Annotated in this window: 12 protein-coding genes; 10 read left to right on the forward strand and 2 right to left on the reverse strand. The window is 35.0% G+C overall.

Annotated features, from left to right (window positions below; translation table 11 throughout):
• The first annotated feature begins 5 nt into the window (after positions 1–5).
• Both MR053_RS09415 and ettA read left to right on the forward strand, forming a co-directional pair.
• On the forward strand, positions 6–188 hold the full coding sequence (locus MR053_RS09415; RefSeq protein WP_223548118.1) for a CAL67264 family membrane protein: 183 nt from the start codon (positions 6–8) through the stop codon (positions 186–188).
• Positions 188–1879 carry an energy-dependent translational throttle protein EttA gene (ettA, locus tag MR053_RS09420; RefSeq protein ID WP_242132196.1) on the forward strand — a complete coding sequence of 564 codons (1692 nt, stop codon included), beginning with the start codon at positions 188–190 and terminating at the stop codon, positions 1877–1879. Before MR053_RS09415 ends, ettA begins: the two co-directional genes overlap by 1 nt.
• A gap of 62 nt (positions 1880–1941) precedes the next feature.
• Here the strand turns inward: ettA and MR053_RS09425 are convergent, their stop codons facing one another.
• Entirely contained in the window at positions 1942–2166 is a 225-nt protein-coding gene (locus tag MR053_RS09425; protein WP_242132197.1) for a hypothetical protein, read from the reverse strand.
• Between the two features lie 300 nt (positions 2167–2466).
• On the opposite strand from MR053_RS09425, the gene MR053_RS09430 reads away from it, so the two are divergent.
• From MR053_RS09430 to MR053_RS09465, 8 genes are all read left to right on the forward strand, one after another.
• Positions 2467–3810: a coiled-coil domain-containing protein gene (locus tag MR053_RS09430; RefSeq protein WP_242132198.1), complete on the forward strand. Its 1344-nt coding sequence runs from the start codon at positions 2467–2469 to the stop codon at positions 3808–3810.
• 84 nt (positions 3811–3894) lie between these two features.
• Complete coding sequence (locus tag MR053_RS09435; RefSeq protein ID WP_242132199.1) at positions 3895–4953, forward strand: hypothetical protein; 1059 nt, start codon at positions 3895–3897, stop codon at positions 4951–4953.
• Between the two features lie 61 nt (positions 4954–5014).
• The gene (locus MR053_RS09440; RefSeq protein ID WP_242132200.1) at positions 5015–6979 is read left to right on the forward strand and encodes an AAA family ATPase; all 1965 of its coding nucleotides are present in this window, start codon (positions 5015–5017) and stop codon (positions 6977–6979) included.
• The gene (locus tag MR053_RS09445; RefSeq protein ID WP_242132201.1) at positions 6969–7562 is read left to right on the forward strand and encodes an NUDIX domain-containing protein; all 594 of its coding nucleotides are present in this window, start codon (positions 6969–6971) and stop codon (positions 7560–7562) included. The genes MR053_RS09440 and MR053_RS09445 overlap by 11 nt, the downstream gene beginning before the upstream one ends.
• Positions 7563–7662: 100 nt before the next feature.
• Entirely contained in the window at positions 7663–8898 is a 1236-nt protein-coding gene (locus MR053_RS09450) for a DUF6638 family protein (RefSeq protein ID WP_242132202.1), read from the forward strand.
• Positions 8899–8956: 58 nt separating this feature from the next.
• Entirely contained in the window at positions 8957–9472 is a 516-nt protein-coding gene (locus MR053_RS09455; protein WP_242132203.1) for a hypothetical protein, read from the forward strand.
• A 90-nt stretch (positions 9473–9562) separates the two neighbouring features.
• Positions 9563–11254 carry a hypothetical protein gene (locus MR053_RS09460; RefSeq protein ID WP_242132204.1) on the forward strand — a complete coding sequence of 564 codons (1692 nt, stop codon included), beginning with the start codon at positions 9563–9565 and terminating at the stop codon, positions 11252–11254.
• Positions 11255–11336: 82 nt separating this feature from the next.
• A complete protein-coding gene (locus MR053_RS09465) occupies positions 11337–13502 on the forward strand; it encodes a S9 family peptidase (RefSeq protein ID WP_242132205.1) in 2166 nt (721 codons plus the stop codon).
• 81 nt (positions 13503–13583) lie between these two features.
• Here the strand turns inward: MR053_RS09465 and MR053_RS09470 are convergent, their stop codons facing one another.
• Positions 13584–14816 (reverse strand): ATP-binding cassette domain-containing protein, encoded by a 1233-nt coding sequence (locus MR053_RS09470; RefSeq protein WP_242132206.1) that lies wholly within the window; start codon positions 14814–14816, stop codon positions 13584–13586.
• Positions 14817–14831: the final 15 nt, after the last annotated feature.

The following is a 14831-nucleotide window of genomic DNA, read 5'->3' on the forward strand; positions in this document are numbered from 1 at the left end:
AGATTATGGCAATGAATAAAAATACTGTATTGGCTTGGGCCACATGGATAATGATTTTTGTAGGATTGGCTTTAATAGCCTTAGGAGCTTTTAGATATGATGAAATAGCAGGCTGGGGATTTGCTTCGGTTGGTATTGGTTTTTTAGCTAATGCTTGGGTGTTTAATGCTTTAAAGGGAAGAGTATAATGAGCGATGACAAAAAAGTGATTTTTTCAATGTCTGGAGTTACCAAGACATTTCAAAGTGCCAATACGCCTGTGCTTAAAAATATTTATCTCAGTTTTTTCTATGGTGCCAAAATAGGTATTTTAGGACTTAACGGTTCAGGTAAATCTACACTTTTAAAAATTATTGCAGGGGTAGACAAAAACCACCAAGGAAATGTGGTTTTCTCACCAGGTTATTCCGTTGGTTATTTGGAGCAAGAGCCCCAATTAGCTGATGAAAAAACGGTACTTGAGGTGGTTAAGGAAGGTGCTGCAGAAACAGTGGCTATTTTGGACGAGTATAACAAAATCAATGATATGTTTGGGTTGGAAGAAGTGTATTCCAATCCAGATAAAATGGAAAAATTAATGAATAGGCAGGCCGAGCTTCAAGATCAAATTGATGCCTCTAATGCCTGGGAATTGGATACCAAGCTTGAAATTGCTATGGATGCGCTTCGTACACCCGAAGGAGATAAAAAAATTGGAGTTCTTTCAGGAGGCGAGCGTAGACGTGTAGCATTGTGTCGCCTATTACTCCAGGAGCCCGATGTATTATTATTGGATGAGCCTACCAACCATTTGGATGCTGAATCAGTTCATTGGTTGGAGCATCATTTGGCTCAATACAAAGGTACCGTAATTGCAGTTACACACGACAGGTACTTTTTGGATAATGTAGCAGGTTGGATTTTGGAATTGGATAGAGGAGAAGGTATTCCTTGGAAGGGGAATTACTCTTCTTGGCTAGACCAAAAATCAAAACGCCTAGCGCAGGAACAAAAGCAAGCCAGTAAACGACAAAAGACTCTCGAGCGAGAGTTGGAATGGGTTCGTATGGCGCCTAAAGGCCGTCAGGCAAAGCAAAAGGCCCGTTTAAGCAATTATGATAAATTATTAAGTCAGGATCAAAAGCAATTGGACGAAAAATTGGAAATATATATCCCCAATGGGCCACGATTGGGAACCAATGTTATAGAAGCCAGTGGTGTTAGTAAGGGGTATGAAGACAAATTATTATATGAAGATCTAAACTTTAAATTGCCGCAAGCAGGTATTGTGGGTGTTATTGGTCCCAATGGTGCTGGTAAAACTACTATTTTTAGAATGATTATGGGTGAGGAGACTCCAGATAAAGGAGAGTTTGTTGTTGGTGATACAGCTAAAATTGCTTATGTAGATCAAAGCCATTCCAATATCGATCCCGAAAAAACCATTTGGCAAAACTTTAGTGATGAACAAGAGTTGGTTATGATGGGTGGTCGACAAGTTAATTCCAGAGCATATTTGAGTCGTTTTAATTTTTCTGGAAGTGAGCAAAACAAAAAGGTGAAATTGCTTTCTGGTGGTGAACGTAACCGTTTGCATTTGGCTATGACACTTAAGGAAGAGGGCAACGTTTTGCTTTTAGATGAGCCTACCAATGATTTAGATGTCAATACATTAAGAGCATTAGAAGAAGGGTTAGAAAACTTTGCGGGTTGTGCGGTTGTTATTAGTCACGACCGTTGGTTTTTAGATCGAATTTGTACTCATATTTTAGCGTTTGAAGGTGATAGTCAAGTGTATTTCTTTGAAGGTAGTTTTAGTGATTATGAAGAGAATAAAAAGAAACGTTTGGGTGGTGATTTATTACCAAAACGTATTAAATATAAAAAGTTGGTGAGATAGTACATAAAAAAACCGCAACTCTTATTGAATGCGGTTTTTTTTATGTTCAAATTTTCAATTTGCTAAGTTTTATCATTTCTGCTTTGATACATATGCCCTTCAGTAAAGTCTTGATAAGGTTTATCGTCTTCTATTTCTAAATCCTTCAAATTATTAAGACGCTCGTTTTCCTTTTTTAGTTTATAGGATTTTCTAATACCCAGCAGCAATAGAATTCCAAAAAACACTAATACTATGATGAGGATAGTAACAATATCAGATTGGTCAATTTCTAGTATTAAGGACAAATTATACAAAATAATTAATTTATTAATGTAAATATATTCTAACAAATATATACTATTAATACTCGCAAAGCAACAATAAAAAAACACTTTATGAAGTGATTTCTACACCTATTGTCCAACAAATTACCCAAAATTGACAAGGAAGTGTAACGTTTACTTAACTAAGTATACGTATAGTATAGAGCAACATATTTTTAAAATAAAAATCTAAAACTTACTATCCTTTTACTTTTAGAAATGGTTTTTTTTATAGAAATTGCTTGTTAATAAATTTGTTCAACCTAAAACACAAACCACACTATGTCTGATGATTTTGATTTATTAGAAACCTCTTCCAATGATAAAACAGAGAAAGTAGATGTTAACTGGGGTAAGGCTATTGATACCATGAAATCCAAGTTATCTCAAGAAGATGATCCCGAAGTACGTCAAAAAATACTAAATGCTACACTTGATGATGTGGTGCATATGGCAGAAAAGGATAGAACAACACTATTGGACGCTATAAAGGATCTAACCGATTATCAAGACGAAGTAGGTATTATTTTTGAAAAATTCTCATCACTAAATGCCACAGAGCAAAAAGTAATCGACGATGCCCAAAAAGCGTTGGAGCGTGCACGGATTGAATTGGAAGATGCCGAAGCTAAACCAGATACATGGTGGAACAATTTATGGGGCCGTAAGGGTAAAATAAAAAAGGCTCAGGAATCTCTTAAAGAAGCCGAAAAAATACGTGCAGCAGCAGATAACAAAGCTAAAGCCATGTTTCAAGAACGAATAGAAAAAGCCGATGTTCAAACTCTTTTGAGCGAGCTGTCCTATAAATCACAGGCAGCAGTAACACGTTTAAAAGATCGTGAGGTAGAGATTAAAGAGGTAGAGGACAAGTTGCAGGATGCTATAGTTGAAGCCACAAAAAATCACACAAAGGCTCTTGAAAAGAAGAAAGAAGTAGAATCGAAGCTAGAAGAACAATACGCCTTATTGAAACAAGCACGTCAGGAATTGGAAGATATTGTAGATAAGCAGTCTGCAGAATATGCCCAAGCCATTGGTAAAGTAACTGAACTTGAGCAGAAAGTAGAAGAACTTGAAGGTTTAAAAAACGCGTATACTACGTTGGCAGCTAGTAAAGACAGTTTTGTACATAAGCATAATTTAACCATTAAAGTATTAACATCTTTACGTAGTAATTTGCAAACACATCGTGCCAAATTAAAAAGTGATACAGAAGAACGTCTAAAATATTACGATGGCTATGTTGTGGCTTTAAAAGCAAGAACAGATCAAGAGTTTGCAGCTATTTTAGAGCATTTAGGTGTTAAAACCGATGAGCATATTGGTGAAACCTTAGCAGCTATGCATACAGCCAGCGCCAAAGCCCGCCAGGATATGATGGATAACATACCAGTTCATGAAAAAGTGATGCAAGGTGTTTATAGTAGTTATGCTGAGGCATTACAGGAAATTCGTGCGAAGGATAGTGAAATTCAAAAGAATTTCGCTGAGCGTTACGGTATCGATATGAAAGAACTTTTTGAAGATTACTATAAAGCCGATGTTAATAAACCCTCAGGAGGAGAAGGTGAACCAAATGAAAATCCTAAACCAGAAATAGGAGAAGACGATTTATTGTCATAAATACTTTACTTGGATGTCTCAAAGACATTTCACATTATTTAAATCTACAATTATTAACTATTTATTTTAATTGTTAATTAATACATGTCCATAAACCACATCGTTACACCCTTAGATTCAGCTATATTGGATTCTAAACAGCAATATGTTTTTTATCATAAGATGATAGATTTTGCTCTAAAAGAATTGATTGTTGTTGTTCAAAGGCAAAACTTATGTAACCAGGATGAGGTGCTGTTGTTCAAGCAGTATTGTGATTTGTTGTTGTATTCCATCGAAGCCATGCGCATAAAGTATATGTATGATGAAGAGAGTAATATGAAGGTTGATTTAACCGATTCGGGATTTCCTAATTATTTGGAATTTAGGTATTTGTTTAACGATTTGGGTTTGCGTGAAGACCACTTGCACAAACTTAAACCAATAGAGACTTTAAAGGCTGAATTTTTAGATACTTTGATGCATTATAAAAAGCCTATAAAAAAGAACAAGTTGTTTCAAGCTGCGTCAATTGTATACTACACTTCGGTTAATAAGGATTATATTTTCAATCGTTTTGTACAGGGTAAAATCTTAAGGAATTCAAAAAACAATAAAACTAAGTTTTTAACAAGTTGGAGTTTTTATGATGTCTCACATAACCGTCCGTTTATTTGTTATATGTATTTTGATTATGATGGCGATATAAATGATTACAAAGGTAAAATTTATGAAGCATTAAGGAATATAGCAGATCGAGACATGAGTTTGGATACAATGGCTTATGCAATAGATAGGCGCTTACCTAAAGTATCGCCCAAATATATTAAGCGTATTGATTTGGGTCCTATTCATAATGTATTTGCAAAGGATGAGAACGAATTGACTCATGTCATTTTGGAAAGCATCGGAAAAAAAGAAATCCCATTAGAATCCTATGCTATTTCCATGAAAATTGAAGAAGTTAAATCTAAAAGTGAATTTGAAGAGGGGCATTTTTTTAGTAAGCAAACACTTCAAAAATGGGGTGAAGTTGAAGAACAATGCAATGTATTGGCACCACATAGGGTTATTCAGTTATTTTATAACAAAACTCCAGAAATTATAAATAGTCTTTCTAAACCACCTATTGAAATTAGTAGTATTGAACAGATTAAAAAGTAAAACAGTCTCATTCTCAGTTTGCTGTGCAGCAATTGGGACTTTGATTGAAAACTCATAAAAAATGGAACATAACTCAACATTTCCTATAAAGTTATCAGAACTCGATGTACTTCGAGACGAAGCAACTTCCTATTTAAAAAGTGTACAATGGGAGCAGGGTTCTCGTGCTAAAAACAGAGATAAGAATGCTAAGGATGAATCTATTTTGCTGTATTTATCCAGAGCCAAAAATGGATCGAACGCGTTTGAAACCACATCTGTTTCCAAGACCATATTAACCTTAAAAAAACGCTTATTACCCGATTCGGTTGCTATTCCCATTTATCTAAACCAAACACTTTTTGCAGTTCAGGAGGGAATAATATTAGGTATTTGGATTAAGGATAGTTATTATGATGCCTCTGGGCTATCTAATTTAAATGAGAATAAAGCGGCATTAGATACTAATGGTAAGCGCGAGTTTGAGAGCAAAATGCATACTGCTACAGCATTTATGCTGTTTTCAACTGCTTATAAAATTTTAAATGATTTAAAGCCTCATGCTTCAGATGATTTAAGTGTGATGAAGCAAAAATTTGCCGGTATTCCAGAAGTGTCTTTGTTATCACCCATTAAGGGAATTTCATGTGCTTTGTTTTATTATGAAAAGTATTTGGCGCATCCAGATATCATTATGTCCGATAAAGACGTGATTGATTTTACCGTGGTGTATTTTGAAGCGCTGATCGATGAAATTCAACTAAGAAAAAGTTCACTCGAATATACTGAAACCATTGAGGACCGTACTTATAAATTAGAAAGAAGTGAGTTTGCTATTTCAGGTTGGAACAATGTCTTCCAGGGCGCAGCTAAAAGTGTAGAATTCAATAAAATTAAATTTGAGCAGATTGTCGGTAACCGTGATGCCAAACATTTTGCAAGACGGCTAACCGAGCGTTTGTTGAGTTACGACTTTGTAACTAAGAAAAATCCATTTCAAGAATTGGGTGGTTTTATACCTGTGTTTATGGGGTATGGTATTCCTGGAACGGGGAAGAGTATGCTTATTGCTGCTATTGCAACACGTTTAAAAGAACACTGCGACACTTTAGATATTCCATTTTTATTCCATCCCATGCCCGATACGCTCATATCGACTTTTCAAGGAGGTTCGGCTGAGAAAATGGTAGAATGGATGAAACCTTTACAGGATCCTACGAAGCTAATCTTTGCACCCATAGACGATGCCGAAAATAATTTGCAGGAACGCACCGCACAAGGTGTATCTGCAGGCGTAAAGGAAGTGATAGGTGTATTTTTGCGATATACCGAAGGGGCGTATGCTGTTAATTATGGTAACAGTTCCATAGGGTTGTTTACTAATCTTCCGGAAATGTTGGATAAAGCAGTGATTTCTAGAGTTCAAGGACGTTTTAAAATTGATGGGGCAAAAACTAAGCACGACTTTTTGGATCAGGATTATTTATGGTGGCGAAAAATGGATGACACCATGCCTAATTTTGTAAACATGCAGGGGCCTGAAAATTATAGCTACTTGCAGGATCAAGGCTTGGCAAAAAATATGGGTGAAATTTTGAATGTAACCAATAAACCAGTCGAATCCCGTGTCCATGAGATTTATGATAAAGTAGAACAGCAATTTAAAACTAATCAGCATTTGTTCTATGCTCAGTTGTATAAAGATATGCAACAAGCCTTTCCGTTCTTTTCATCCCGTGATGTAAGGAACATTCAAAGTACTATATCCTTGCGATTAACCGATTTTGATTTGGAAGAAGACTGGTTTGAGAACCCAGAGATCTATTTTAAAAAAGATTACGACACCAAATTTAATATGCTTCAGGAATTGATGCGTGCTAACATGAAAGGATTGGATTTTTCAGAAATCCGCAGACAGGAAGTCATACGTTATTTAGACAATGTTGCCACTATCGCCGACACTGACTTTAAACGTAAGGTTGATGCTAAGGTTAATCAACTAAATATAGAAGCAGAGGCCAGAAAGCAGTTTGAACATGAAAAATAAGCGAATAAAGAACATTTCCACAAAAATTGTTTCCCAGTTTTGGGGTAAGTTGGAACGTATTGATTTCGATTACTATTTTAAAAAGGGTGGCTGGAAACGTTTATCACATGAAGCTTATGGTAAGAGTGATGGGGTAGCTATTTTGTTGTATAATCCACAAACCAATAAGGTGGTTCTGTCGAAACAATTTAGAATTCCTGTGTATGTTGCTGGCGTTAATCAAGGGTATTCCATCGAGGTTTGTGGTGGTGCGGTAGATAAAGGCGAATCACCAGAAGCTTGTGTTATGCGGGAAGCACAGGAAGAATTAGGGTATAAGGTTTCCAATGTCACACATATTAGCACGGTATTTTTATCGCCAGGTATCGTTAGGGAACGGGTGCATCTTTTTATTGGTGAATATTCAGATAGAGATAAAATGCACTATGTTGGCGGTGGACTCGAAATTGAAAATGAAGAAATTGAAGTTTTGGAGCTTTCATTTAAGGAAGCGTTAAAGATGATTGATACTAATGAAATTATTGACGCTAGAACGATTATGTTGTTGCAGTATATTAAGATTAAAGAAATGATTGAAGTTTGAAACAAGAAACTAGAGCCTAGAAGCTAGTTTTTTGTGAATCCAGGCGAAATAATTATTAAAAATAAATTATGGGATTCCTGTTTTCTCGGGAATAAAAGTAATGGACAAACTAAAAACAGCCAATTTATATAGAAGCGAATTGATTCCTGTAAGTGGAAAGTTAGTGGAGCGTTATAATAAATGCTTGCTAAAACTTGGTTTTACAGAAACAAAATTAAAATCTTTTTATATTGATGGAATTGGGTGGAGTCCTGAAATTGCAGAAGAGAAAGGCGATAACCACTATTTGAATAACGGAGAGGCCAATCCGCATGGTATTATTATTTCACCATTACAAAAGGGTAAGCCTGTCTATTCACCGTTCCATACGTTCGATAGGGATATGATAAAGTTTATTTTTAAGATTCATGAAAAAAAAATAAAAGACATTACCCGTGACTGTGCTATTTGTTTAGATTTCGACCAAGGCATTGATGCCTTTTATGAACCCCTAGATGTTTTGAAATACAACAGCGTTTCAATTAATTTTCACTTGATTAATGGTTTAGTAAGTATTCAAAAAGAACAGATGGAATTGGTTGATGCCTTTAATCATGGCAATAATTTTATTGATGAAATCCTGCACCAACAATTATTGGACTCTGCCAAAAAATATGGCGATTTAAGACATCGCGATTTAGAGATGCATGAGTTACAATACACTACAGATTCCTTTTATACAAAAGCTTTTGGAGGGGTTTATGTACTTCGTGATTTTATTACGCCTATTGTAGTTTTTGAAGATGAAAAATGGCATAGGGAAGCCATAAAGGATGTTAGTCATGACGTTCTAATATTTCACATTCAGCAACCTGAACTTATGGATAAGTTACGGGACCATCTTATTATTGAGTACGATTTGGATTTGGTTGTTAAAACCGAACGTTATAAACGAATCAAAAAGTATGAATTGGCTCAATGTTTGAATGACGCACGTCATCCAATAAAAGATATTTTAAACGATCCAATACTGTATAAAAGTTATCTCAATAAATTAGATATGGAATCTCGAAAAAAAGTGATGGGGGTAGAGCGTTACTTGGAAAAGGCCGAAGTAAACAATACTTACAAGATAGCAGATATGATTGACCAAAAGCTTTTTGAAGCTTTGCACCAACCACATTCCTCGTTAGATGCCAAACATCAGGATTTAATTTGGAAGTTGTTGGTTAATATCTCGCCAAAAGATTTACTGTTTTACTATTGGTATGATAAAGAGGGATTTTATGAAAGCTTTAAAACATGGGATGAATCCTTTAAGGATTGGGCTGTTGAAACTATAAGTAACAATATTTAAAATGTTTAGACTAATTTTATAAGAAGTTGCATAAACAACAACTTTAAAAATTTTAATTATGACACTAGAACTTATCATTTTTATTGCTTCTATTCTTTTTGGAGCATTTATATATTGGCGAGAATCACAGAGCAATAATTTATATCGATTTTTTAATAAATTGATGTATTCAAAAAATCTTCAAATGAAACCTAATGACAAAATAGGATTTGTATACAAACAAACATTCATAGTACGTTTGGTGTTTATTGGATTCCTGTTTTTAATTGGAGTTATAGTGCTTCGTTTTATTATCCCCATAGATTTGACTACTATTTCCATTTTTGCATCTATGATTGTTGGTACATTAATAGGAACGTATTTGGCTAATTTCATATTCAAATCCAGTGAAATTATTGAAGAAAAAACAGATTCTTTAGAAGATATTGTGAATGAAACTATTGAGAAAGGAAAAGATTTTATAACTGATTTAAAAACTGAAGAACCAGAGCAAGTTGAGACACCTACAGAATCACCAAAAGTTGAAGAAAAAAGTGCAAGAGATAGGTTAAAGGATAAAGGATATTTAAAGTAGTGTGAGTATACATCAATAGCATACGTTAAGAATATTAAATTTAACGAACCTGATTGTCACAAGGAGAGGGTTGTATTAATAAAACATGAAATGATAAAGTCTTATTGGAATAAAGGAAAAAAGCAAAAAAGAATAACCATTATAGCTGCTTTACTCTTACTCATTGCATTATTTGTTTTGCGCGACGATTACCAACCGGCTTTACTGTTTGTTAGAAAATATATTTTTATCATTCTTTTAAGTCTTCTAGTAGTATTTTTTGGCATTAGGAAATTTAGACGAGCTGTAAGCGTATTTAAAAGGCTTGTCACTTTAGGGACTTTGTTGCTCTTTTTTGGAGTTTTTTATGCTTTGGGATGGCATTTTAAGATGTACGACTATATGAAGACCTATAACGTATTTAATAACCTTAATAAAATTGAAATACACGAATTGCCATTAACTCAAAACGAACGTATTCAACCTTTACGGAATATTTTTTCAATGGCCAATGAAAGCGTGGGAGAAACTAAGGACGTGTCGTTACCCCATTTAGTTAGAATAGGTAATGAAAATAAATGGACCATGGCCATACAGCCCACTGAAAAATATGTTTGGCAGGGGATGACAGATAATACCGAAGAAGTCTTTGCTGTGTCCAGCACGACACCTTTTCCAAGGTTTTCAAACGAAAACAGAATACCAGTTACCTTTTCTATTGGGGAATCCTTAAAATTTAGTAGAAATACTTATAATGCTGTTGTACAACGCTTTAATTTTTTTCAGCTTTTTACACTAGAACCAAGTGATACCTTCTATATGAAGAGTGATGAGGGAAAGTGGGTAGAAGTTGTAAGTTTAATTAAATGGAAAGGTTTTTTATTTCCATATCCAACATTTGGAGGTGTTATGGTAATTGATAGTGGAGAACATGATTTTAGCGATTATATTGAACGTATATTAATAGGAAAGGGCACTTATATTCCCCCTGATGAGATGAAAAACCATTCCTATCTCACGCGTCAGAATACGTTAGCTGAAAAAGTATCTCAACTTCAAGCTGAATCTTTAAAATTTTTGGGCGGATTTAGTGATCCATTACCTTGGAATATGGAAACGGCTGTAAAAATTCCAGAAATGCCCAAAGACCAAAATCAACAGCCTTATGTTACCGATTTCGATTTTTCTTCCACAAATGCTGATGCTTATAACGGACTTTATCATTGGTTTGGATTGGAACCAGTAGGCGATGAGCGTACCAGTTTGAGTTTTAGTGTTTTTGTGCCAGCCGATGGAACAAATAAATTGTATTATTACGACCATGCAGCTAAAAAACAAGGCTATGCTGGGGTTTCGGCTATGCCGCTAAAGGTACAGGAATCACGAAAAGAATATGATTGGACGGCTAATACTCCCGTAGAATTTAGACCTTATATCAAGGACATTGCAGGCAAAAAGCGGCTCTTTTTTATGGGGACTATATCTTCCATAAGTGATAGAAATGAAAAACAATTTGATGGTTCTGCCACACCCGATTTGGTATTGATTGACAGTGAATACCGTGATGTGGTTTGGATAGATGTAAAACATCCAAGCCAATGGGATAAAACGGTTTATAATCAATTAAACGAAGCTTGGCGATCCAGTGAAGGTATTGGGTATTATTTTACCAAAATCATAAAGGAAATAGAAGTTGCCCCATCGGTTGAGGACACTATGAGTGTTCTAATAGTTGATGAAAAGACGATGGAAATAAGACGTCTTCAAAAACAGATAGATTCTTTAAAAGCGATTGATAATTAAACTGTTAATTCCTGATTTGTACCATCTTATTTTAACTAAATTTTGTTTCTTTATAGCAAAAACTAAAACAAGTCAATATCCAATGAAAACTTTTATGTATACGATTTTTGCCATAGTTTTATTACTTTCTTCTTGTAAGCAAATTGAGCCTCCAAAACCTTATCTTTCTATGGAAACTCCTGTAGCAAAAAAAAGTCCAAAGGAGCTGACCTTTCATAAAGACACCCGTATTGACAATTATTTTTGGATGCGTTTAAGCGACGAGCAAAAAAATGCCGATACTCCAGACGCACAAACCCAAGATGTGCTGGACTATTTAAATGCCGAAAACGACTATTTAAATAAGGCTATGGAACACACCGATAGCTTTCAGGATAAATTGTATAACGAAATTGTGGCGCGTATAAAAGAAGATGACCAGTCTGTACCTGTAAGCGATAATGGTTATTCTTATTATATGAAGTTTGAAAAAGGCGGTGATTATGCCCTGTATTGCCGAAAAAAATTAGAAAATGGTGCTAAGGAAGAAATCATGCTCAATGGGCCAAAAATGGCTAAAGGTCATGCATACTATGGCTTTGGAAGTCGTTCTGTGAGTACAGACAATAAATTGCTGGCTTTTGGCATCGATACGGTATCTAGGCGCCAATACACTATCTATTTTAAAAATTTAGAAACAGGGGAACTACTTTCTGATAAGCTCAGTAATACCGCAGGAAGCGCAGCATGGGCAAATGACGGTAAAACGGTATTTTACACCATTAAAGATCCACAAACACTGAGGCAAAATAAAATTGTTAGGCATGTAATAGGTACAAATCAATCAGAAGATGTTGTGGTTTACGAGGAAAAAGACGATACTTTCAGATGTTTTGTGGGTAAAACAAAATCTGATGCCTATCTAGTAATTGCTAGCTTTCAAACATTATCGACAGAATTTAGGGTTTTGGATGCTAATACTCCTAACGGAGAGTGGCGGGTAATTCAACCTAGGGAAAAAAATCTGGAATATTCAATAGACCACTATGGAGATCATTTTTATATCCGTACAAATCTTAATGCCAAAAATTTTAAATTGGTAAAAACCCCTGTAAATAAACCCGAAAAAGAACATTGGATTGACGTTTTGCCACACAGGGACGATGTGTACTTTCAAGGGATGGATTTGTTTAAAAACTTTTTGGTGGCCGAAGAACGTAAAAATGGTTTACGTACCATTAGAATTATGAAGTGGGACGGTACAGATGATTATTATATTGATTTCAATGATCCCGCATATTTTGCTTCAACGACTTCTAATTTAGATTTTGATACTGATTATTTACGTTACAGTTACAGCTCATTAACTACGCCAAACAGTACTTACGAGTACAATATGACTACTAAAAAACAAGAGATTTTAAAGCAGGAGGAAGTTGTTGATACTACTTTTGCTATAGAAAATTATACCTCAGAGCGTTTATACGCTACTGCAAAAGACGGCACAAAAATTCCAGTGTCTGTAGTTTATAAAAAAGGGATACAAAAAAATGGAAAAAACCCTTTATTGCTTTATGCCTATGGCTCTTATGGTAATAATACAGAACCAACTTTTAACTCAACACGTTTAAGTTTACTCGACAGAGGCTTTGTTTATGCTATTGCCCATATTCGTGGCGGACAGGAAATGGGAAGGGATTGGTACGAAAGTGGAAAGCTGTTAAAAAAGAAAAATACGTTTACAGATTTTATAGATGTTGGCCAGTTTTTAATCGATGAAAAATTTACAAGTAATAATCATTTATATGCTTATGGCGGATCTGCTGGTGGTTTATTAATGGGAGCTATACTAAATATGGCACCAGACATGTGGAATGGAGTTGTAGCTGCGGTTCCTTTTGTTGATGTAGTTTCAACTATGCTAGACGAAACTATTCCGTTAACTACTTTTGAGTTTGACGAGTGGGGTAACCCCAAAAACAAAATGTATTACGACTATATGATCTCGTATTCGCCTTACGATAATGTAGAAGCTAAAGATTACCCGAATATTTTGGTAATTACGGGCTACTGGGATAGCCAAGTGCAGTACTGGGAGCCGGCTAAATGGGTTGCTAAGTTACGGGAGTTAAAGACCGATAATAATTTGCTGATTATGGATTGTAATATGGAAACCGGTCATGGTGGAGCTTCCGGACGTTTTGAGCGTTACAAAAGCTTGGCGTTAACCTATGCCTTCTTGTTTGATTTGGAAGGTATTATCGAATAGTTATTGTAAGCTTACTTAAGTTAGAACTGTTTAAGTTTCTAAAACTTCCGTAAACATATTGTTTTTGTAAGATGAATGCAGTCAACCTTGAACTCTTTTTCCTGTAGACCCCATTTTATCTGGTGTCAACTGGAACATAAAGTCAGGGTTTAGTCCCAATTCCTTTCTATGGGATACGTACAAAATAGCCGAATCACTTTCACTTGAAATTTTATTGACCAACTCTGAAAACAAAGCCACATCATTATCGTCCAAACCTATTGAGGGCTCATCCAAAATGAGTAATGGTGGATGCTTTACCATGGCTCTTGCAATTAAGACTAAACGTTTATGGCCTGAGGATAACGATAAAAAAGGACGTTTTCTTATCTCGTACATATTTAATACATGAAGCCATTGTCGAACTATTTCTATTTGTTCAAATGTAGGGGTTTGGTATAAACCTATAGTATCAAAAAATCCAGATGCAATCATATTGCCTATGGAATCCAATCTGGAAAAGCCCCTTACCAATTCGGTAGATAAATAGCCAATCTTTTTTTTAATGTCCCAGACGCTTTCACCACTTCCTTTTTTTACTCCAAAAAGCGTAATATCTTGATGATATGCCTTAATATTATCACCTGTTATAAGTGACAGCAAGGTGCTTTTACCAGAACCGTTGGGACCTAAAAGTTGCCAAAACTCTCCTTTGTTTATTTCCCATGTAATATCCTTAACAATGGTTCTATTGCCATAAGCAACAGTTACATTTTTAAATTTTACTAATGGATTGAAATCGGGTAAAATTTGATGACTAGGCTTTGGAATGGAAATAGTAAAATTCTTTTTACCAACATTCTTAAAGTCATCTAAATCGTTAACCAAAACTAGGCTTTTGTCCTGTAAACAGTAGATGTTTTTTATAAAAGAAAGAATATCACATTTCCTATTGGCTATTTGTACAATCAATGTTTGTTCACTTAATTGTTCAAGTGTATTTACTATATCTCTTTGTGATTTGGCGTCTAGGTTGTCAAAGATATTGTCAACAATAATATAATTAGGTTTATTAGAAATAATGTGAGTCAACAAGGCTTTTTTTCTTTCACCTGCAGAAGAATGCTCAAGACTGTTATTGGAAATGGTCTTAATATCAAAATGGCCATGACGCCGCTCTTCTTCTATATACTTGTTTACTGTAATTTCTGAAAACAAGCCACCTTTTAGACCCTTTACTTCAACTATACTATTACCCGAAATAATGGTATCAATAAGATCATATTTATCACTGTTATTGGAAATAAAAACTGCTACATGTAGATTTAAATTCATTGCATTTTATTTTTC

This window comes from Aestuariivivens marinum (genome assembly GCF_022662175.1).
GTDB lineage: Bacteria > Bacteroidota > Bacteroidia > Flavobacteriales > Flavobacteriaceae > Aestuariivivens > Aestuariivivens marinum.